Origin of the sequence: Variovorax sp. KK3 (genome assembly GCF_001984055.1) — a bacterium.
Lineage (GTDB): Bacteria > Pseudomonadota > Gammaproteobacteria > Burkholderiales > Burkholderiaceae_C > Variovorax.
In genome coordinates, this window is record NZ_LYVO01000023.1 from 21,436 (window position 1) to 40,386 (window position 18,951).

Here is an 18,951-nt window from a genome sequence, read left to right on the forward strand (position 1 = left end):
ACTGGGGGCCAACGCGAAGTTGTCCAGCCCCTGCAAGCAACTTCACATCACGTGTGGCAACCGCGCGACGTTTCACCAAAACTTACATAGCCAGTTTTTAACGAAAGTATTCATCGAACTGCATCTGCGCACTTCGTCACAGCGACGCTTGTAGGCCGTCGCCTACATTCCAGCTTCCTTCAACGCTATCTCGAACGAGAACTCCTGCAATGAAAAAGCTGTTCCTCGCCACCGTCATCGCTGCCACCTTGCCGCTGGCCGCCCAAGCCGAATCGAACTTCGTCACCGGAACCGGCAGCCTGACGGCGACTGCGAAGCTGGACTTCATCATCACAGTGCCGAAGGTGCTGTTCCTTCAAGTGGGCGCGGGCACGAGCAACGCCAACAACACGACCGTCAACGACATCGCATTCGCCGTACCGGCCGGCAACGTCGGCAACGGCACGGCTGTGACAGGTACAGGCGGCGACCTGGCGGGCGGCGGCGTCACGGTGCGTGTGATGGGCAACAGCGGCACCGTCACGCTGAACAATGCCGTCACCGGGCCGCTGAGCAGCGGCGTCGTCGGCAACCCGACCGTGCCGTGGAGCGACATCACCGTGTCGGCCGGCATCCTGCCCGCCACCACGCCGGGCTTCAACAACACAGCCATCGCTCACCCGGCATTCAACACGGCTGCCGGCGGCGGCACCTCCGCCACCGGCACGACGCTGCCGGCGACAGGCGGCCTGGTTCGCCGCGAAGGCAGCTGGTCGTTCGCGTATGCCAACACCGCCGCGCTGCCCGCCGGCACCTACGGCAACACGGTGGCCAACAACGGCACCGTGACCTACACCGCCACCGCGCCCTGACGCGTCCCCCGGATTCACCCGCCGCCAGATCGGGCCGATTCCCACACCATGCCGGTCGGCGGGCACCGGCTGCAAATGCACCCCAGACAGAGCCGCTTGAAAACGAAGACCTGCCTCGCGCTGACCCTGTGCGCTGCCGGACTGCCGGCAGCCCAGGCGTACACGGTCGGCATCACGCCCGGCCAGCGCGCGCTGTTTCTGCAGGTCGGCACCGGCACGATGAGCGGGGGCTATTTCAGCGCCGGCGGCACGCCGGGCAACAACAGCACGGTCAACACCGCCTCGGTGACGGTGCCCAGCGCCCAGCTGGGCTCGGGCACCGCGCAGGCGATGACGACCAACAGCACCGTCACCAGCAGCCCCTTCGAAGGCTATGGCTTCTGCAATTCGCCGGCCACCACCGGGCAGATCTACGTGGGCGGCTTCTATCGCGTGCCCGGCTCGACGGGTGCGGCGGCAACGTTGAGCGTGACAACGCCGGCCAACCTGGTCAACGCCAACGGCGACACGGTCGCGTTCAGCACGATCGCCTGGACCTCGTCGGGCAACGGGGATTCGTCGCCGACCATTCCCAGCGGGAGCTTCACCGGCGGCTCGCAGGGGCTGCTGTCGGTCACGCGCAATACCTGGTTCGAGAGCTGCCTGGCTTTCCGCTACCTCAACACCCAGATCGTTCCAGCCGGCACCTTCACCGGGCGAGCGACGTTCACGTTGACGGCGCCATGAAGGGTCTAGTCGTCAAGTTGGCGGGGGTGGCTCTTCTGGCCGTAGCTGCCGCTTCCCCGTCCGGCGCCGCGACATACCGCGTCGACGACACCGGCACCTACCTGAGCCAGCCCGCCACGCCGATGCGCTGGCGGCAACTGGCACCCGGCCGCGCTGGCGACAACACGGTGGAAGGCCGCGTCACCGTCGCGCTGCGGCTCAATCTCTCACCCTGGCTCAACCGTCCGGCGCGCGTCTACATGGGCCTGGCGCCGACCGAGGGCGAACAGATGATCGCCAGCTGGCGCACCCAGGGCCGGCTGCTGCCGGGCTCGGTGCGCGGCGGCAGCCGCACGCTGGTCTACGAGGGCGTGGTGCGCGATGCCTTCCTGCAGGAAAGCATCGTGCTCGACCTCATGGCCGACGGCCGCGCCATCGACCGCCCGCAGTCCCTGCAGTTCTTCTTCGAGATCGAGGTCAACCCTTGATGCGCTCCTTCTCCGCCCTGCTTCGGCTCGCAGCCGCCCTCGCCCTGTGCTCCTGGGCCTGCCTGCCGGCCCATGCCCAGTTCTCGCTGGCCGTGTCGCCGCCGCGCTTCGAGCTGTCGGCCGCGCCCGGCGACCGGGTGCGCGAGGTGCTCGAACTCACGCACAGCGATGCGCGCGCGGGCGGCTATCGCTTCAAAACGGCAGACTGGACCCTGCGGCCCGACGGCTCGGTCGACTTCAGCGACGAACTCCTGCCCGGCAGCTGCCGGCCCTGGGTCGCGATCGAGCGACGCGAGCTCAGCATCACGCCCGGCCGGCCCTACCGCTTTCGCTTCGAGGTCACACCGCCGCCCGGCACGCCGCCGACCGAATGCCGCTTCGCGATCATGATCGAAGGGCAGCAGCCGGCCGCTGCCCCGGGCATGCCGATCGCACTGGGCGCGCGCATCGGCGTCATCGTCTACGTGTCCGTGGGCGACGTGGCACCATCGCTCGAACTGGCCGGCGCCACGGTGCGCACGGTCGACGGCAAGCCAACGCCTGTGCTGCAGATCCGGAACACCGGCACCGCGCACGGGCGGCTCGCGGGCTTCTTGAACGGCAAGGATGCCGCGGGCACGACGCTCGAGATGCAGGCCTCCACCATGCCCATCATGCCGGGCGAGACGCGCGACATCGCGCTGGTGGCCACCCGACCGGGCGACACCGAGTCCGCGGTCGTGTTCCGCTATCCGCTCGACGTCAGCGGCAAGCTGGAATGGGGCCGCAGGGGGTCGATGCCCATCGAAAAGCGGTTCACGTCGCAATGAAAAGAAGGCTGGCGCGTCACGCCCTCCGACTGTGCTGGGCGGGCACCGCCCTGGCCGGTGCGGCCGGATGGGCGCAGCAACAGCAACAGCAACAGCAACAGCAACCGGCACCGCCCGTGCAGACGCAACCCGCGCTGGCCGAGGGCGGCGACTACGTCGACCGCGTGCTCGACGACAGCCCGCAGCAGGCCAGGCTGGACGACGAGCCCGCCCGCATCGACACCGGCTGGCCACGCGGCTGGAGCGTCGAGGCGCAGTCCACGCATCAAAGCGGACTGGTGCGGCAGAACACGCAATCGCTGCTGTTCTCGGGCTACCTCGACACGCCCGGCTACGGCACGTTCTCCGCCAACGCCAGCCTGAACCGCGATGCCGCGCCAGTGAGTGGCCTGGGCTTCTACAACAGCACCGGCCTGCCCACCACCGTCGTGCCGTACAGCTACCGCAACGGCAGCACCTGGCGCATCGACCAGCGCAGCATGCCCTTCGACGGCGGCTGGTTCGGCCACAACAGCGTGGGCAACATCAACATGGCCACCACGCCGCTGGCGCGCGGCCTCGGCCGCGTGTACATGCCGGCGTTGCCGATCGAAGGCGTGTCGGCGACGCTGGAGCGGCCGGGCCGCACGACCATCAATGCCTCGGCCGGGCGGCTCGGCTACTTCGACGGACTCAACTTCCAGGGCTTCAGCGCCGGCCGCGGCAGCGCCGCCAGCGCTGGCGCCCAGACCCAGCTGACCGGCGCCGAGGACGCGCTGGCGCTGAACCGCACCGACGCGGCGGTGCAAGTCATCGAGACGCGCGACTTCAACGCCAACGGCGTGCCGGGCTACGCGCAGAACACGCGCTCGATCTGGTCCGCCGTGTCTTGGCAAGGCCTGGCGCCCTGGGCCGACTCGCTGGGCAGCGGCTTCGGCAACGTGGCCGACAAGGTCGGCGGCATGCGCGTCCAGGCCAACATCGCGCGCAGCGAGGGCCGGCCTTCGGGCATCGGATCGCTGGCGCCGCGCGACGCCGGCACCGGGGCCTGGGTCGATGCCGCCTGGCGCGGCGGGCTGATGCAGCAGGCTGCCTCGGTCTTCTACTTCGAGCCCTCGCTGCGCTGGGGCGGCGACCAGCTGCCGAGCGACCTGCGCGGCGCTTCCTGGCGCGGCGACATTTCCACGCGCCAATGGCAGCTGGGCGCCAACGTCGAGCTCAGCGACAGTGTGAGCGGCCTGCGCGGCAATTCAGTGTTCGGCAATGTCTTCGGCCGCTGGCGCTTCGACTCGCGCGACGCGATCTCCGGCATCGTGGCCGCGCGCACCGGCAGCTTCGCAGCGCAGTCGGTGCAGCTCACCTGGGAGCACAAGTCCGACTTCGGCTACACGCAGTGGCGCACCGACGCGGCCCACGGCAGCGACCTGCGCGTGGTGCGCACCGGCGTCGACCATGCCTGGAGCGTGGGCGAAACCCAGACGCTGTCGACCTCGCTGGCCTTCGAGCATGCGCGCGAGCAGGGTGTGCCTCGTCGCGCAATTCACTGGGGCGTGCTCGGCACCACGCCGCTGCCGGGCGGCGCTCGCCTGGACCTGAGCGTGCGCGGCAGCAACGGCGTGGGCGACAACGAGACGCGCTTCCTGAGCGCCAACGCGCGCCTCAGCTGGCCGCTGGGCCTGGGCTGGTCCTTCGTCGCTCAGTACACCGCGGCACGCGGGCAGGAGTCGCTGAATCCGGCCGTGGTGTCCGCGCTCACCGCGGCCACCCTGTCGCCGGTGCTGGTCGCGCCTTCGAGCCGCAGCTTCATGGTGGCCCTGCGATACGAGAGCCGCGCCGGCCTGGCCAGCGCACCCATCGGCGGCCTGCCGGGCAGCGGCGCGGGCAGGCTCGAAGGCCACGTGTTCTTCGACCAGGACAACAACGGCCGACGCGAGGCCAGCGAAGGCGGCGTGCCCGGCGTGACGGTGGTGCTCGACCGCCGCTACGTGGCGCGCACCGATGCGCAGGGCTTCTACAGCTTTCCGCAGGTCGCGGCCGGCGCGCACGAGATCGAGCTGGTGCAGGACAACCTGCCCCTGCCATGGAGCAGCGCCGTCGCACCTTCGCGCCGCGTTGAGGTGCGGGTGCGCGACACCGTCGCCGCCGATTTCCCGGTGCAAAAAGAGCGCTGACCCGCGGCCCGACCCAGCGGAGCGTGGCGCAGTTCACGCACGCGCGCGCGGCATTCGGACGGCGGGGCCGAAATGGCTTTCTGTCCGACAGCGCCGGACAGTCCCACGCTATTTACTTCCGGGCAGTCGGCAACCGCGGTCCACGACGCACTTCAACTTTTTACCGGGGCTGCCGATATGCGAAGGACGGGCGCCGATTCGCACGCGCCTTCTTCATTTTTCGGAATGCCGCCCGATGTCCGCCACCGTGTTCTCCAGAGGGGTCTGCATGAGGAGTGCCCTCTCGGCCCTGCTGCTGTTGCCGCTGCCGCCGGCCTGCCTGGCGGAAACCCGGCTGGGCACGAACAACGCGACGGCACGGCTCAACTTCACAGTGATCGTGCCGCCGGTGTTCCGCGTGCTGCAAGTCACGCCGTCGGCGGGCGGCTACGAATACCGCGTGTGGACCAACCAGCGCTCGGTGGTGCTCAACGGCCGCGAGTTCCGCTTCGACCGTGTCGGCGAGGCCACGCTGCAGGTGCCCGCGGCACCCTCGGCGCTGTACGTGGTGCACGGGCTCTGACCCGGCCTCAGTGCGTGCTGCCCGTGAGCGGCATCGGCGATGTGCTCTGGCCCGGCAATTCGGTGCCCGATGGGTGCGACGCCGAGACCGCGCCGGCGTAGACATCAGCGTTGGACATCGTCGATGTCATCGCGGGCGCGGAGGTCGATTGCCCGGACAGTTCGGTGTTGGAAGGCCGCGCCGCGGCCATCGCGCCGGCCTGCACTTCGGCGCTGTCCGGCGAACTCATCATCAGCGGGTGGTAGTCGGAGCCGTCGGTCTTCTCCTGCGCCTGCGCGCCGAAAGAAGCCAGTGCCGCGACGGCGAGGGCGGCCAGGACTCGGATGGATGCTTGCATGCCTGTCTCCTGAAAGGAAGTCGGGCACAGCCCCGGCGCGACATGCGCCGCGGCGGCTGCCCGTGCGTCCAATCTAGGAAGCGGCGCTTAGGCCAACCTGACCTGCGCTGCCCGCGTGTCAGTCCGCGTGCGCGAGCTCGGCGGGCTTCGTCCACCAGGCGGCCGTGGCCGTGGTCGCTTGAAGGTCCAGCGGCTCGCCGATGCGCGGCGTGAGCAGCGGCACCTCGCGCGCGGAGGCGAGCGCAGCGATGCGGGTGAACGGGTCGTGCCAGTCGTGCAGCGCCAGGTCGAAGGTGCCGTTGTGCACCGGCATCAGGCGCTTGCCTCGCAGGTCCAGGTGGGCCTGCAGCGTCTCTTCGGGCTGCATGTGCACGCCGGACCACTGCCGGTCGTAGGCGCCGCATTCGATCATCGTCACGTCGAAGGGCCCGTGCTTCTCGCCGATGGCCTTGAAGCCGTCGAAGTACCCGGTGTCGCCGCTGAAGAAGACCTTGAAGTCGCCGGACTGGATGACCCACGAAGCCCACAGCGTGGCATTGCGGCCGAACAGGCTGCGGCCCGAGAAGTGCTGCGCCGGCGTCGCGACCAGGCGAATACCTTCCACCGTGGTCGACTGCCACCAGTCGAGCTGCCGCACCTTCGCCGGGTCGACGCCCCATTCGATCAGCAGGTCGCCCACGCCCAGCGGCGCGACGAACCATTGCACCCTGTCGGCCAGTTGCAGCACCGCAGCCTTGTCGAGATGGTCGAAGTGGTCGTGCGACAGCACCACCCCCTGGATCGACGGCAGATCGTCGATGGCGATGGGCGGCGCGTGGAAGCGTTTCGGTCCGGCCCACTGCACCGGCGAGGCCCGTTCGGAAAACACGGGGTCGGTCAGCCAGAAGGCGCCGTCGAGCTTGAGCAGAACGGTCGAGTGACCCAGGCGCACCAGGCTGCGGTCGGGCGCTGCCAGCAACTGCGCACGGCTCAGCTGCGCCACCGGCAGCGGTGCGGCGGGCACGGCCTCCGCGGGCTTGTCGAACATGAAGCGCCACAGCATGCGCGGCGTTTCGCGCCAGCCGATGGTCTTGGGCTCCACGGGGTTGTGGAAGGTGCCGTCGCGGTACTGCGGCGATTCGGCCTTGCGGGCGTCGATGGCGTTGCGGCCATCGTTCTTGGCGGCAGTGCTGCCGCAGGCGCTCAGTCCCAGCGTGGTCATGGTGGTGATCAGAAGTAAGAGGAGGAACACGGCCGCGCGGCGCGGCGGGTGCGAAAGGCGCATGGGATGCACGGGGCAGCTCCGCGTCCGGCCCGGGCAGCGCCCTGGCCGGACTGCGCGTCGATCAGAAGCGGCTGCCGCCGGCGGCGGTCGATGTCGCCGTGGCGGGGCGCGCATCCATCGGATGCGTCATCGTGGAGATCACCTTGCTGTTCACGCGCGAGCTGGCGGACACGTTCTGGTCCGGCGCGGCGGCTGCGCGCATCGCGTCCTGCGCCACCGCGTTGCGGTCGGCCATGGCCTTGAAGGGCTCGGCGCCGCGCGAGCCGCGCACCACGTTCTGGTCGCGCGACGATGCGGTGCGCACGGCTTCGGCATCCACGTCGGCACGGCTCAGCGCCGATGCGTGCTGGTGCACGCCGTCGTAGCTTTCGGCGTGAACGGCCACCGAGGCCAGGCCCGCGAGGGCGCTCAGGGCGGTGACGGCGAGGAACTTCAGGGAGGCTTGCATGGCGATGGGCTCCGGATGAGAGGCAGGTCTCTCGCCGGATGCAACATGCGCCTCGGCTGACCTGGTTGCACTCTAGGCAGCCAGATTGAGCCGATCGTTAGAGGAAACTTAGCCGAGTCTTAGCCCCTTCGCTGGGAGCCTCCCAGCCTCAGGCTCGGGCGACTGACAGCAGGCCGTCGATCGCGTGGACCACGCCGTCGCGTGCCTCGGGGGTAGGGGCACCCTCGACCAGCAGCGTGCGAATCAGGCCCAGCGTGTTGAGCAGTTCCGCCTCCATGTCGGTGAGCAGCGGGATCACCTCGTACTTGGGATAGTTGCCCTTGGCGCCCATCGGGCGGCCCGGTCCCGACAGATCGACGTTGTAGCCTTCGCAGATCGCTTCGATTTGGGTCTTCATGATTCCGACTTTGCTAACTGGACGAGAAGCAAGCTGGAGGGAAGCCCTCAGCTGAGCTGCATCAATTCCGAGATGCGGCGACCGACGGCCTGGAAGCGCGAAGGACGCTCCATGGCGCGACGCTCGGCCAGCATTTCCAGCGCGATCGCGACCGAGTCGGCGCCCTTGTCGCCTTGGGCGGAGCGGCGGCGCCACTTTTCGGCCAGCTCGGCGAGTTGGTCGCTGCTCAGGCGCTGCGGCGGCGCGTCGAAGTTGGACGAAGCCGGAGCCGACGCCTTGCCGGCAGGCGGCAGGGTGGCGCGCAGCAGTCGGAGAAGGCCCTTGGAGGACCACTGGGTTTGGGTGTCGGCTTGAACTTGCATGTAATACATTGTGCCTATGTAAACATAAGGTTACAAGCCGCAACTAGAACTTTTTTACTTACATCGGCCGTTTGGTGAATTAGTACATAAAGTATTACACCGGAAGGTATACGCGGGCGATCAGCCCGGTGCCTTCCTCGCCTCCCCCGTTCTCGCTGCGATTGAGCAGTGCGATGCGCAGGCCGTGCCGCAGGGCTGCGGTACGCGCGATCGCCAGGCCCAGGCCGCTGCCTGCGGCAGACGTACCGGGAACGCGGAAGAAGCGGTCGAAGACGCGGCCGATGAATTCTGGGGGGATGCCGGGCCCGTTGTCCACCACGTCGACGACCGGTTGCCCTTGCACCTCGTGCAGCCGGACGTCCACCACCCCACCCTCGGGCGCGTGCCGCAGCGCGTTGTCGATCAGGTTGTCGAACACGCTGCGCAGTTCGGCGGCCGGCGCGCTCACCACCGGCGCGACGCTGCCGTCGAAGCCCACGTCGATGCGGCGCCGGTCGGCCACCACCATCAACTGGCCCAGGCTCTCGCGCAGCAGCGCAGCCACGTCGACCGGCTGGGCGACGGCTGCGGGCGCGGCGCTTTCCTGGCGCGACAGGCGCAGCAGCTGCTCGATGAGATGCTGGGCGCGCGTCACGCCGGCCTCGAGCTGGGCGAAGCGCTCGGCCGCGTCGCCGGCCGGCACGTGGGCGCGCAGGTTCTCCAGCTGCAGGCCGATCGCCGCGACGGGCGTGCGCAACTCGTGCGCCGCGTCCTGCACGAAGCGGCGCTGTGCGGCGAAGGCATCGCGCAAGCGGGCCAGAAGGCTGTTGAAGGCCGTGACCAGCGGCGCGATCTCGTCGGGCACGCGCGCGAGCGACAGCTCCGAAAGGCTGCGCTCGTCCTGCGCCGCCACCTCGCGGGCCACCGCATGCAGCGAATAGGAACTGAGCCAGACCACCAGCCACAGCACCGCCAGCGACACCGGCAGCAGCAGCGCGATCGGCAGCGCGGCGAACAGCGCGCGATGCGCCACCTCGTGCCGCAGGAAGCTGCCGCTCTGCGCGATCTGCACGCGCGGCTGCCCGACGCGGGTGCCGGCCTCGGCGGTGTACACGCGCCAGTCCTCGTCACGGCCGGCGCCGGTGCGCACGTTGTGCAGGCCGGGTGCAGCCTGCAGCGGCGCCGTGAGCCGCGGCCACGAGGTGGCGAGCAGGCGGCCCTCGGTGTCGAAGATCTGCACGATGAACGAGCCCCACTGGTACACACCGTCGTCCGCCAGCGGCTGCAGCACCGGCGTGCTGTCGTTGCCCGCGTAGGAGTTGGCCAGCAGCTGCATCTGGTCTTCCATGAAGGTGCGGACCATGCGGCCGTAGCTCATATAAGAGGCGCAGGCCGCGGCCCCGGCCGCGATCAGGTGCAGCGTGACCAGCCACAAGAGCAGCTTGCCCCGCAGCGAGCAGGGCTTGTACCAGGGGTGGTCGGCCATTTTCTTCATGGCCGTCATGCCGCCGCCACCCGCCAGCCGAGCCCGCGCACGTTGCGGATCGCATCGGGCCCCAGCTTGCGCCGCATGCCGTGGATCAGCACGTCCACCGCGTTGCTGGTGACTTCTTCGCCCCAGCCGTAGATGCGGTTCTCGAGCTGCTCGCGCGACAGGATGGCGCCGGGCCGCTCCAGCAGCGCATGCAGCAGCGCGAACTCGCGTGCGGTCAGCGCCTCGCGCTCGCCGTTGCGCAGCACCTCGCGCGTGGTCAGGTCGAGCTGCATGCCGGCCAGGCCGATCACCGAATGCGCTGCGCCGTCGCGGCGGCGGATCACCGCGCGCATGCGTGCCAGCAGCTCGCGAAATTCGAAAGGCTTGAGCAGGTAGTCGTCGGCGCCGAGGTCCAGGCCCTGGATGCGGTCTTCCAGGCCGTCACGCGCGGTCAGCACCAGCACCGGCGTGGTGTCGCCGCGCTCGCGCGCCCGGCGCAGCACCTCGGTGCCGTCCTGCTTGGGCAGGCCGAGGTCGAGCAGCACGCATGTGTAGTCGCCATCGGCCAGCGCGCTCTGCGCCAGCGCGCCGTCGCGCACCCAGTCGACCGACCAGCCGGCGCCCTCGAGCGCATGCCGCAGGCTGCTCCCGATCATTTCGTCGTCTTCCACCAGCAGCGTGCGCACGGCGCCTCCTTTTCGCAAAACGCACCGAAGGCTACACGCGGATTCTTAGCGTGTCATGAGGGTTGCACGCTCCAGGGCGAGGCACCGGCCGGTTCGCCCGCGGCCGAATTCGCTTGTGGCGCCGATAGTGCGGAAGTACGCTCGCGCATCTGTCGCCGGAGGCACCAAGCATGAAAGAGGAAATCACGGCAGCGCAGATGCTGGACGCGTTCAAGCAGGACGCCCCCGGACATGTTGCGGACACGCGCTGGGCGCACACCCACGGCCTGGGCGTCCTGGGCCACTTCGTCGCGTCACGCGTGGCCGGCGACTTCTGCATCGCCGAGCCTTTCCAGGGCCGCTCGATCCCGGTCACGGCCCGCTTCTCGAACGGATCTTCCGACCCCGTGCGCCACGACGAACGGCCCGACACCCGCGGGCTGGCGGTGAAGTTTCATCTCGCCGATGCCGTCGACCACGACCTGCTGTCGATGACCCTGAGCGTCTTCGGCTCCACGACCCGCAAGGATTTCCTCGGCGTGGCGAAGGCCTTCGTTCCCAAGCCGGTGCAGCCCGAGTCGTGGCTCCGCCAGCACGTCCTCGACCCGTTGATGCTGCGCAGCCCGCCCCCGCCCCTGCCCGCCAGCGTGACGATCAGCGGCGGCCCCGGCCTCGCGCAGTACGCCGGCTCGCATCCCTTCGTGCGGGCCTTCACCATCGAGGCCGGGCTGTCGCAGGTGCCGGTGAGCTGGGCACGCACCGAATACCACGCGGTGCACACCTTCATCGCCGTGGCGCCGGACGGCGAGCGGCGCCCGGTGCGCTTCTCGTGGCAGCCCGTCGATGGCGTCTTCCCCGTGCCGGCCGACCAGATCGCCGCCAAGGCTACCGACTTCCTGACGGCGGAGATGCGGGCCCGCCTGGCCCGCGCCCCTGCCCAGTTCACGCTGAAGATGGCGATCGGCGACCCGGGCGACGCGCTGAACGATCCGTCGCAGTCCTGGCCCGTCACACGACGGAGCATCGACATGGGCACGCTCTTCATCGACCGGCTCGCCGAAGAGCGCGACGTGGATGTCGACCGGCTGAGCTTCAACCCGATGCGGCTGCCCGCGGGCCTCGAAGCCTCCGGCGACGAGATCCTGCGTGCCCGCGGCGAGATCTACCAGCTCGGATGCAAGGAACGCCAGGGCATCGGCTGTCCCCTGCATGCGCACGACGGGAGCGCTCGATGAGTTCGGTCACGGGCGCGCTCAAGCAACTCCTCGAGAGAATCCTCATCCGCATCTGGAGCTGGCTGCAGCCGACGCAGGTCGCGCCGGGCGGCCCGCGCGACAGCCGGCAGCCCACCGACAACGTGATGCGCACCATGAACCTCGTGATGCCGCTGAAGAACAAGACCGCGATCGGCCGCGCCCAGGCCGCGCTGGTGGTGGGCTCCAGCCTCGACGAGATCTACAGCGGCCTGGACAACGTCGGCACCGTGCACATGGCGCGCTTCACCATCGTCGACAACAACCTGCTGATGTTCTCGTTTTACGACGGCGACTTTCACGCCTACATCCGCGACTTCATCATGACGCTGGGCCATGCCTTCGACGGCATCGTGTCGCTGGTCGAAGACCCGCCGCCGCTGCCATGCTGGCAGCACGTGGACGCCTTCATCGAATGGGTGCACGAGCGCGACGCCTTCCAGTTGCCGGACGACCCCGGCACCATGATCGACGTGGTGGCGCCGGAACTCGACAACCTGCAGGACCTGTCGCGCTACCTGGTGCTCCAGCTGGACAAGAACCCGAACGTCCAGCTCGGCGCCTACCGCGCCTACCCGGGCTACTCGGTGGCCCAGGTGCGGCAGAAGCTCGGGGTGGGCTGGTGATGGCCGCGCCGCCCGGCACCGCCGTCGGCGAAGCCGTGGACCTGGCCGACGTGCAGGGCAACATCCTGCGCGGCTACCGCAAGGCAATGGTGCGCCACCTGACCTGCCGGGTGACCGATGCCCGCGCGGCCAGCGCCTGGGTCGGCGCCACGGCCGGGCCCGATCGTGAGCACGCGCCCGCGATCACCGATGCCGCGCATTGGGGCGCACAGCCGCCGGACGTGTGCTTCAACCTCGGCATCACGTTCACGGGCCTGCAGGCGTTGGGCGTGCCCTCTTCCGCGACCAAGGCCTTCCCCGAGGCCTACCGCGAAGGCATGCCCGCGCGCGCCTCCAAGGTCGGCGATTGGGGCGACTCCGCGCCCGCGCACTGGCAACCATGGTTCCGGGCGAGCGACGCCGTCCACCTGGTCGTGACGCTGCACGCGGACACCGCGGCTCTGCTCGACGGGTTCGAGCACGCCATGATGGCGGGCCCTGCGGCCCGCGCATTCGCCATCTGCGGCCGCAACGAAGGCGCCAAGTTCAACGGCGACGAAGTGCACTTCGGCTACCGCGACAACATCTCGCAGCCGCGTTTCGCCGGCATCACCCCGCCCGACAGGCTCGACGACCAACCGATCGCGCCGCTCGGCACCGTGCTGATGGGCTACCCGACCGCGCTCGAACAATTGCAGTGGACCCTGCCCGACCCGCCCGTGCTCGGCTTCAACGGCGCCTTCAATGCGTTCCGCGTGCTCGAGCAGGACGTGTCCGCTTTCGAGAACTTCCTCGACCGCGCCGCCGCGCAATTGCTGGCCAGCCCGCTGGCCGACGGCATGCTCGCTGCGAACAGCGCAAGCGACGCAGCCGACGCATCGCAGCGGCTCGCGGCCATGCGCGAAGTCGTCGCCGCCAAGCTGCTGGGACGATGGCGCAACGGCACGCCGCTGGCCTTGTCGCCGAGCGACCCCACGCCGACGCCGCGCGTGTCCGACACCGACTTCGATTACGCCGACGACAGCGACGGCTTCCGCTGCCCGCTGGGTGCCCATGCCCGGCGCGCCAACCCGCGCAGCGCGAGGATCGTGCAGCGCATCGCCAACCACACGCGCCGGCTCGTGCGCCGCGGCATGCCCTACGGACCGCGCTGGAACCCGGGCGACGGCCATGCCGGCGATGGCGCCGAGCGCGGCCTGCTGGGCAACTTCATCTGCGCCGACCTGTCCGCCCAGTTCGAGGCCGTCTGCTACGACTGGCTCAACCTCGGGCTGCAAGACCCTCGCATCACCGGCTCGAACGATCCGCTGCTCGGCGCCAACCAGGAAGACGCGAGCTGGTTCGACGTGGCGACCCCGGCGGGTTCGGTGCGCCTGCGCGGGCTGCCGAGGCTCGTTCGCACGCGCGGCGGCGCCTACACCTTCCTGCCCAGCCTCAATGCGCTGCGCTGGATCGGGTCGAACGCCGCGCACTGAAGCGCCTGCGCTCGTTCGTCCGTTAATTCGATCGCTCAGTTCAGCGACGCGATCAGCTCGCGGGCACGAACCAGGTCCCGCGTGCCCAGCCCTTCGGTGAACCATTCGTACACCGGCACCAGCACCGCGCGGGCCTCTGCCACCCGGCCCTGCCGACGCAGCAGGTCCGCGAGGCCGGTGGCGGTACGCAGCTCCCACGACCTCGCCTGCTGCACGCGCGCCCATTCGAGCGACAGCCGAAAGCTCTCTTCGGCCGCCTCGGCATCGCCGCGCAAGGCATGCAGGCTGCCTTCGAGCCGGCGGATCTCGGCGTAGTGGCAGCGTTCGCCCCAGCCCGGCCGCTCGATCTGTTCGATCTGCTTCTCGATGACGCGCAGCGCGCCCGACACGTCGCCCAACGCGGCCATGCCCTCGGCGAGAAGCGCCTGCAAATAGGGATTGCTGCCACCGTAGCCGCCCCCCGCCTCGCGCATCGCGAGGCCGGCCCGCAGCAGGCCGACGCCTTCGGCCGCTTCGCCGGCGCGCACCAGCGCTGCGCCATGGCGCAGCGGCGCGACCACCTGCCACAACACCGTTAGCCCGTTGTCACGGCCCAGGCGCTCGCACTCCTGCACGCGCGCACGCTGCGCGTCGGGCTCGCCGCGGTACTCGAAAACGTCCGCGCCGGCGGCCAGCGCGAAGCCGCGGTCGAACACGTGGCCCCGCTGACGCGCGTGCCGGTCCTTCGCATCGCATTCGGCGACGGCCCGGTCCGGATATCCGAGCATCCAGCTCACCTGTGCCTGGTAGATGCCCGCGCCGGTCAGCGGGTCGTGGTTGATCTCGTCGGCGATGTGGCGGTGCGCGACGGGGTCGTAGACGTGCGTCAGGGCCTCTGCATGCGTGCGGCAGGTCAGCAGGTCGCCGAGCCAGAAGGTCGAGACGCACATCATCAGATGCGCCGTCACCAGGACGTCGCTGTCGCCGCCGTCCTGGCCCATCGCGAGCAGCTGCTGGGCCCACTGCACCGACTCCGCGACGCGGCCCATGCTCAGCGTGTTGGCGAAGAGCCCCCAGTACACCGGCAGCGTGTCGCGACCCGACGCGGCCGAGCCGACCAGCTTGAGCGCCGGCAGCAGGCTCTCGCGCGCCTCGGGCGCCGGCCAGCCCCGGGCGCCCATCCAGGCCACGCCCAGTGCGCGCCGCAGGGCCAGTTCGCGCCGGTCGTTGTCGATCGAGCGCGGCAGCGTGGCCACGAGCCGCAGCCCCTGGTTCAGGTGCGAGATGGCCTCGACCAGGGCCATGCGCTTGAACGCCAGTTCGCCGGCGCTCTGCCACAGCGGAACGGCCTCGGCCGCCAGGCCCGCGGCGGTCAGGTGGTGGGCCAGCACTTCGGGCTCGGCCACCTTGGCATTCGTGAAGCGCGCCTCGATCGCGCGGGCGATCTTGGCGTGCAAGTCCTGGCGCCGGCTCTTGAGCAGCGAGTCGTACGCCACGTCCTGCACCAGTGCATGCTTGAAGGTGTAGGTCGCCTCCGGCGGCGAGCCGCGACGCGACGCGAGGCCCGACTCGGTCAGCCGCGCGAGCGATTCGTCGAGCTGTTCCGGCGTCATCGGCGCCACCGCCGCGATCAGCTCGTAGCTGAACACGCGCCCGATCGCCGCACCGATCTGCGCGATGAACTTGACCGGGTTGAATCGATCGAGCCGCGCCATCAGCGAATCCCGCAGCGATGCCGGAATGGTGATGGCACTCGCCGCGCCGCGGTATTCGTAGTGATCCGCCTGTTCGGTCAGCTCGCCCGATTCGAGGATGGCCTTGGTCAGCTCCTCCACGAACAAGGGCACGCCATCGGTCTTGGCCAGGATCTGTTCGAGCAGCGCGGCGGGCAAGGCCTTGCTGCCCGCCAGCCGCGACACCATCGCCGCACCCTGCGCCCGGGTCAGCTTCGACAGGTTCAACGCGCTCACGTGGCCCTGCTCGGACCAGCGCGACTCGAACTCGGGCCGATGGGTCAGCACCACCAGCAGCGGAATGCCGCGCACCCGGTCGATCAGCAGGTCCAGCACCTCCAGCGAGGTCGGGTCAGCCCAGTGCGCGTCCTCGAACAGCATCACGCTCGGCTGCGTGCGCGCCGCGGCTTCGGTCAGGTCGACCAGCGTGCGCAGCGTTTCCTGCTTGCGCTTCTGCGCAGTCATGGCGGCGGTGCCGTAGCGGTCGCCGCAGGGAATGGACATCATCGACGCGACGAAGCCGACGTCGGCCAGCGGCCGGCCGTAGACGCCGACGATCAATCCTTCGAGCTTGTCGAGCTTCGACTCGGGCGATTCGTCGGGCGCGAACTTCAGCCCGCGCTCGAAGTTGTTGGCGCTGGGCCAGAACGCGCTGTTCACGTAATAGGGCGAGCACTGGAAGTTCAGTGCCTTCGCGCCCTGGCTTTCAACGCGCTCCCTGAAGGCGTTGAGGATGCGGCTCTTGCCGATGCCCGGTTCGCCCGACAGCATGACGACCTGGCCTTCGCCGTCCTGGGCCAGCGACCAGCGCTCGAGCAGCAGCCCGATCTCCTGCTCGCGGCCGATCAGCGGGGTCAGCCCGTCCTGCGTCGCGGCCTCGAAGCGGCTGGCGGCTTCGCTGACGCCCGCGATGCCGTAGACACGGACCGGCCGCGCGATGCCCTTCAACACCTGCTCGCCCAGGTCCTCGTAGTCGAAGCTGCCGCCGGCCAGCCGGTGGACCTGTTCGCTGACCAGCACGTGGCCGGGCCGCGCAAGCGCCTGCAGCCGGGCCGCCAGGTTCATGGCCTCGCCGACCGCGCCCTTGCCCGCCGAGGACACGACGACGACGCCGGTCGCGATGCCGATGCGCACCGCGAGCCGGCCGGCCACGGGGATGTCGAGGCCGGACAAGCTCTCGATGATTTCCAGGCCGGCATGGATGGCACGCTCGGCCTCGCCCTCATGCGCGAGCGGGTAGCCGAAGAAGGCGACGATGCCGTCGCCCAGCAGCTGGAACACATAGCCCTCGTAGCGCGCGATGCACACCTCGCAGGCGTTCTCGTAGGCGCGGACGATGCGCTGCAGCACTTCGGGGTCGGTGCGGTTGGCGAGTTCGGTGAACCCGACCATGTCGCAGAAGAGCGCGGTCAGCTGGCGGCGCTCGCCATCGTCTGCCGGGGGCGCCATGCCGCCCTCGGGCTTGGACGGTGCTTCGACCCCGGCCTGGAACGACGCATGCGCGCCCGGCAGCGAACGCAAGGCGGCGGACAACTTCGCGCGCAACCCGATCGGCAGGCCGAGATCCCGCAGATCGGCCGGCGTGAGGAGCACGAGTGCGTCCCAGTCGATCTGCTCGCGCTCGAACACCTCCGCGATCTCGGAGAGCCTGTGGTCGTCGAGCCATTCACGGACCTTGCTCATGCGCTCCTCGATCGGAACATGAAAAGAGCGTGCCAATCGATCGTGCCCGATCGACGCGACCGAAGTGTATGCCTCGCCCCACCGAATGGCGCGCCGGCGCACGACAATCGTCACCCCGCAGCGTCACGGAAGCGAGGCATCGATGACCCACGATTTCAAAGGCAAGGCCGTGCTGGTCACCGGCGCCGGCGGCGGCATCGGCCGGGCCACGGCACTGGCCTTCGCAGCCGCCGGCGCGCGACTCATGCTGACCGACGTCGACACGGCCGCGGGCGAAGAAACGGCCGCCCTGGTGCGCGCGCAGCACGGCGAAGCGAGCTTCCTGCGCGTCGACGTCACCCGCGAGACCGATGTCGCCGCCATGGTCGCGGCCACGGTCGCGGCCTACGGCCGGGTCGATTGCGCCTTCAACAACGCCGGCATCGAGATCGAGACCACACGCATCACCGAATGCGACGAGTCGGTGTTCGACCGCATCATGGCGGTCAACGTCAAGGGCCTGTGGCTGTGCCTCAAGCACGAGCTCAAGCAGATGGAAGCGCAAGGCGGCGGCGCGATCGTCAACACCGCATCGGTCGCCGGCCTCAAGGGCGCGCCGCGGCTGGCGACCTATTCCGCCTCGAAGCACGCGGTGGTCGGGCTCACGCGATCGACCGCAGCCGAATTCGCCAAACAGAACATCCGCATCAACGCCGTGTGCCCGGGCATGATCCGCACGCCGATGTCCGAACGCTGGGCCAGCATGGACCCCGCCATGCCGGCCCGCATGGCGGCCATGCACCCGGTCGGGCGCATCGGCGAGCCGCACGAAGTGGCGGCGGTGGTGCTGTGGCTGTGCTCGGCGGACGCGTCGTTCGTGACCGGCGTCGCGCACGCGGTGGATGGCGGCTTCACCGCGATCTAGGACGCTCGGCAGAACGCCGGCTCAGAACCGCTCGTCCGCCCCCAGGTAGCGCCACTGCCCCACCGGCAATCGCCCCAGCATCACCCGCCCGATGCGGATGCGCTTGAGCCCCACCACCTGCAGGCCCACCAGTTCGCACATGCGGCGGATCTGCCGCTTCTTGCCTTCGGTCAGCACGAAGCGCAACTGCTCCGGGTTCTGCCAGTCGACATGCGCCGGCTTGAGCGCCTGGCCGTCCAGGCTCAGGCCGTGCCGCAGGCGCTGCAGCTGCTCGCGCGGGAAAGAGGCCTGCGGGTTCTGCGCGACGGGCCCGTAGCTCACGCGCACCAGGTATTCCTTTTCCATCTCCGAGTCTTCGCCGATCAGCTGGCGCGCCACGCGGCCGTCCTGGGTCAGCACCAGCAGGCCCACGGAATCGATGTCCAGCCGTCCGGCCGGTGCCAGGCCGCGCAGCTGCTGCGGGGCGAAGCGGTGGCGGCTCGGGTCGTCGCGCCAGTGACTGCGCGCATTCACCAGCACCACCGCCGGCTCGTGGCCGTCTTCGGCCTGGCCGCTCACGTAGCCGACCGGCTTGTGCAGCAGGATGGTCACCTGCTGCTGCTGGTGCTCCTGCGCACGGCGCTCGACCTCGATGCGATCGGCGGGCACCACCTTCACGCCCATCTCCGCCACCCGGCCGTTGACCTTGACCCAGCCGTGCGCGATCCATTCGTCGGCCTCGCGGCGCGAGCACAGGCCGAGTTCGGCCATGCGCTTGTTGAGTCGGGTCGGTTCGGCGGGAGTGTCGGGTGGCATGGCGCGGAGCGGCGGCGAAGGGCGCGCCATTGT

General features: G+C 69.6%; 19 protein-coding genes. 10 read left to right on the top strand and 9 right to left on the bottom strand.

All coding sequences use genetic code 11. The annotated features are described in order from the left end of the window. Positions 1-209 precede the first annotated feature (209 nt). The 6 genes from B0W80_RS13340 to B0W80_RS13365 all read left to right on the top strand — a co-directional run bounded on the left by B0W80_RS13340 (position 210) and on the right by B0W80_RS13365 (position 5,565). Entirely contained in the window at positions 210-851 is a 642-nt protein-coding gene (locus tag B0W80_RS13340; protein ID WP_076999631.1) for a hypothetical protein, read from the top strand. Between the two features lie 96 nt (positions 852-947). Next, the gene (locus tag B0W80_RS13345) at positions 948-1,577 is read left to right on the top strand and encodes a hypothetical protein (protein ID WP_076999632.1); all 630 of its coding nucleotides are present in this window, start codon (positions 948-950) and stop codon (positions 1,575-1,577) included. After that, positions 1,574-2,044 carry a hypothetical protein gene (locus tag B0W80_RS13350; RefSeq protein WP_143684608.1) on the top strand — a complete coding sequence of 157 codons (471 nt, stop codon included), beginning with the start codon at positions 1,574-1,576 and terminating at the stop codon, positions 2,042-2,044. Before B0W80_RS13345 ends, B0W80_RS13350 begins: the two co-directional genes overlap by 4 nt. After that, the gene (locus tag B0W80_RS35460; RefSeq protein ID WP_076999634.1) at positions 2,044-2,853 is read left to right on the top strand and encodes a hypothetical protein; all 810 of its coding nucleotides are present in this window, start codon (positions 2,044-2,046) and stop codon (positions 2,851-2,853) included. The genes B0W80_RS13350 and B0W80_RS35460 overlap by 1 nt, the downstream gene beginning before the upstream one ends. Positions 2,854-2,969: 116 nt before the next feature. Then, positions 2,970-5,003: an SdrD B-like domain-containing protein gene (locus B0W80_RS13360; protein ID WP_076999635.1), complete on the top strand. Its 2,034-nt coding sequence runs from the start codon at positions 2,970-2,972 to the stop codon at positions 5,001-5,003. A 268-nt stretch (positions 5,004-5,271) separates the two neighbouring features. Further along, on the top strand, positions 5,272-5,565 hold the full coding sequence (locus tag B0W80_RS13365; protein WP_143684609.1) for a hypothetical protein: 294 nt from the start codon (positions 5,272-5,274) through the stop codon (positions 5,563-5,565). Positions 5,566-5,572: 7 nt separating this feature from the next. Here B0W80_RS13365 and B0W80_RS13370 read toward each other — a convergent pair whose 3' ends face one another. The 7 genes from B0W80_RS13370 to B0W80_RS13400 form a co-directional block, all read right to left on the bottom strand. After that, positions 5,573-5,902 (bottom strand): hypothetical protein, encoded by a 330-nt coding sequence (locus tag B0W80_RS13370; protein WP_076999637.1) that lies wholly within the window; start codon positions 5,900-5,902, stop codon positions 5,573-5,575. Between the two features lie 118 nt (positions 5,903-6,020). Beyond that, complete coding sequence (locus tag B0W80_RS13375; protein WP_076999638.1) at positions 6,021-7,166, bottom strand: MBL fold metallo-hydrolase; 1,146 nt, start codon at positions 7,164-7,166, stop codon at positions 6,021-6,023. Between the two features lie 61 nt (positions 7,167-7,227). Continuing rightward, positions 7,228-7,614 carry a DUF4148 domain-containing protein gene (locus B0W80_RS13380; protein WP_179106908.1) on the bottom strand — a complete coding sequence of 129 codons (387 nt, stop codon included), beginning with the start codon at positions 7,612-7,614 and terminating at the stop codon, positions 7,228-7,230. A gap of 148 nt (positions 7,615-7,762) precedes the next feature. Then, positions 7,763-8,011, bottom strand: coding sequence for a hypothetical protein (locus B0W80_RS13385; protein WP_076999639.1), 249 nt, complete (start codon positions 8,009-8,011; stop codon positions 7,763-7,765). A 47-nt stretch (positions 8,012-8,058) separates the two neighbouring features. After that, positions 8,059-8,373, bottom strand: coding sequence for a hypothetical protein (locus tag B0W80_RS13390; protein WP_143684610.1), 315 nt, complete (start codon positions 8,371-8,373; stop codon positions 8,059-8,061). Positions 8,374-8,467: 94 nt separating this feature from the next. Next, positions 8,468-9,847, bottom strand: coding sequence for a HAMP domain-containing sensor histidine kinase (locus tag B0W80_RS13395; protein WP_256856567.1), 1,380 nt, complete (start codon positions 9,845-9,847; stop codon positions 8,468-8,470). Between the two features lie 5 nt (positions 9,848-9,852). Continuing rightward, complete coding sequence (locus B0W80_RS13400) at positions 9,853-10,512, bottom strand: response regulator transcription factor (protein WP_076999641.1); 660 nt, start codon at positions 10,510-10,512, stop codon at positions 9,853-9,855. A gap of 170 nt (positions 10,513-10,682) precedes the next feature. On the opposite strand from B0W80_RS13400, the gene B0W80_RS13405 reads away from it, so the two are divergent. From B0W80_RS13405 to B0W80_RS13415, 3 genes are read left to right on the top strand one after another with little or no spacing between them, the layout of a single operon-like run. Then, the gene (locus tag B0W80_RS13405; protein WP_076999642.1) at positions 10,683-11,726 is read left to right on the top strand and encodes a catalase; all 1,044 of its coding nucleotides are present in this window, start codon (positions 10,683-10,685) and stop codon (positions 11,724-11,726) included. After that, entirely contained in the window at positions 11,723-12,370 is a 648-nt protein-coding gene (locus B0W80_RS13410) for a hypothetical protein (RefSeq protein ID WP_076999643.1), read from the top strand. The genes B0W80_RS13405 and B0W80_RS13410 overlap by 4 nt, the downstream gene beginning before the upstream one ends. Beyond that, complete coding sequence (locus B0W80_RS13415) at positions 12,370-13,824, top strand: hypothetical protein (protein WP_076999644.1); 1,455 nt, start codon at positions 12,370-12,372, stop codon at positions 13,822-13,824. Before B0W80_RS13410 ends, B0W80_RS13415 begins: the two co-directional genes overlap by 1 nt. A 35-nt stretch (positions 13,825-13,859) precedes the next feature. On the opposite strand, the gene B0W80_RS13420 is transcribed toward B0W80_RS13415, so the two are convergent. After that, a complete protein-coding gene (locus tag B0W80_RS13420) occupies positions 13,860-17,219 on the bottom strand; it encodes an AAA family ATPase (protein WP_076999645.1) in 3,360 nt (1,119 codons plus the stop codon). A 142-nt stretch (positions 17,220-17,361) separates the two neighbouring features. Between B0W80_RS13420 and B0W80_RS13425 the strand changes: the two genes are divergently transcribed. Beyond that, positions 17,362-18,123 (top strand): SDR family oxidoreductase, encoded by a 762-nt coding sequence (locus B0W80_RS13425; protein WP_076999646.1) that lies wholly within the window; start codon positions 17,362-17,364, stop codon positions 18,121-18,123. A 21-nt stretch (positions 18,124-18,144) separates the two neighbouring features. On the opposite strand, the gene B0W80_RS13430 is transcribed toward B0W80_RS13425, so the two are convergent. Beyond that, positions 18,145-18,948, bottom strand: coding sequence for a pseudouridine synthase (locus B0W80_RS13430; protein ID WP_076999647.1), 804 nt, complete (start codon positions 18,946-18,948; stop codon positions 18,145-18,147). Positions 18,949-18,951 lie beyond the last annotated feature (3 nt).

Bases quoted from the DNA above. Each gene is read 5' to 3' on its own strand.
- B0W80_RS13380 (WP_179106908.1), bottom strand. From the start codon at position 7,614: ATGCAAGCCTCCCTGAAGTTCCTCGCCGTCACCGCCCTGAGCGCCCTC.
- B0W80_RS13430 (WP_076999647.1), bottom strand. From the start codon at position 18,948: ATGGCGCGCCCTTCGCCGCCGCTCCGCGCCATGCCACCCGACACTCCC.
- B0W80_RS13340 (WP_076999631.1), top strand. From the start codon at position 210: ATGAAAAAGCTGTTCCTCGCCACCGTCATCGCTGCCACCTTGCCGCTG.
- B0W80_RS13350 (WP_143684608.1), top strand. From the start codon at position 1,574: ATGAAGGGTCTAGTCGTCAAGTTGGCGGGGGTGGCTCTTCTGGCCGTA.
- B0W80_RS35460 (WP_076999634.1), top strand. From the start codon at position 2,044: ATGCGCTCCTTCTCCGCCCTGCTTCGGCTCGCAGCCGCCCTCGCCCTG.
- B0W80_RS13390 (WP_143684610.1), bottom strand. From the start codon at position 8,373: ATGCAAGTTCAAGCCGACACCCAAACCCAGTGGTCCTCCAAGGGCCTT.
- B0W80_RS13405 (WP_076999642.1), top strand. From the start codon at position 10,683: ATGAAAGAGGAAATCACGGCAGCGCAGATGCTGGACGCGTTCAAGCAG.
- B0W80_RS13410 (WP_076999643.1), top strand. From the start codon at position 11,723: ATGAGTTCGGTCACGGGCGCGCTCAAGCAACTCCTCGAGAGAATCCTC.
- B0W80_RS13365 (WP_143684609.1), top strand. From the start codon at position 5,272: ATGAGGAGTGCCCTCTCGGCCCTGCTGCTGTTGCCGCTGCCGCCGGCC.
- B0W80_RS13395 (WP_256856567.1), bottom strand. From the start codon at position 9,847: ATGAAGAAAATGGCCGACCACCCCTGGTACAAGCCCTGCTCGCTGCGG.
- B0W80_RS13375 (WP_076999638.1), bottom strand. From the start codon at position 7,166: ATGCGCCTTTCGCACCCGCCGCGCCGCGCGGCCGTGTTCCTCCTCTTA.
- B0W80_RS13425 (WP_076999646.1), top strand. From the start codon at position 17,362: ATGACCCACGATTTCAAAGGCAAGGCCGTGCTGGTCACCGGCGCCGGC.
- B0W80_RS13385 (WP_076999639.1), bottom strand. From the start codon at position 8,011: ATGAAGACCCAAATCGAAGCGATCTGCGAAGGCTACAACGTCGATCTG.
- B0W80_RS13420 (WP_076999645.1), bottom strand. From the start codon at position 17,219: ATGAGCAAGGTCCGTGAATGGCTCGACGACCACAGGCTCTCCGAGATC.
- B0W80_RS13370 (WP_076999637.1), bottom strand. From the start codon at position 5,902: ATGCAAGCATCCATCCGAGTCCTGGCCGCCCTCGCCGTCGCGGCACTG.
- B0W80_RS13415 (WP_076999644.1), top strand. From the start codon at position 12,370: ATGGCCGCGCCGCCCGGCACCGCCGTCGGCGAAGCCGTGGACCTGGCC.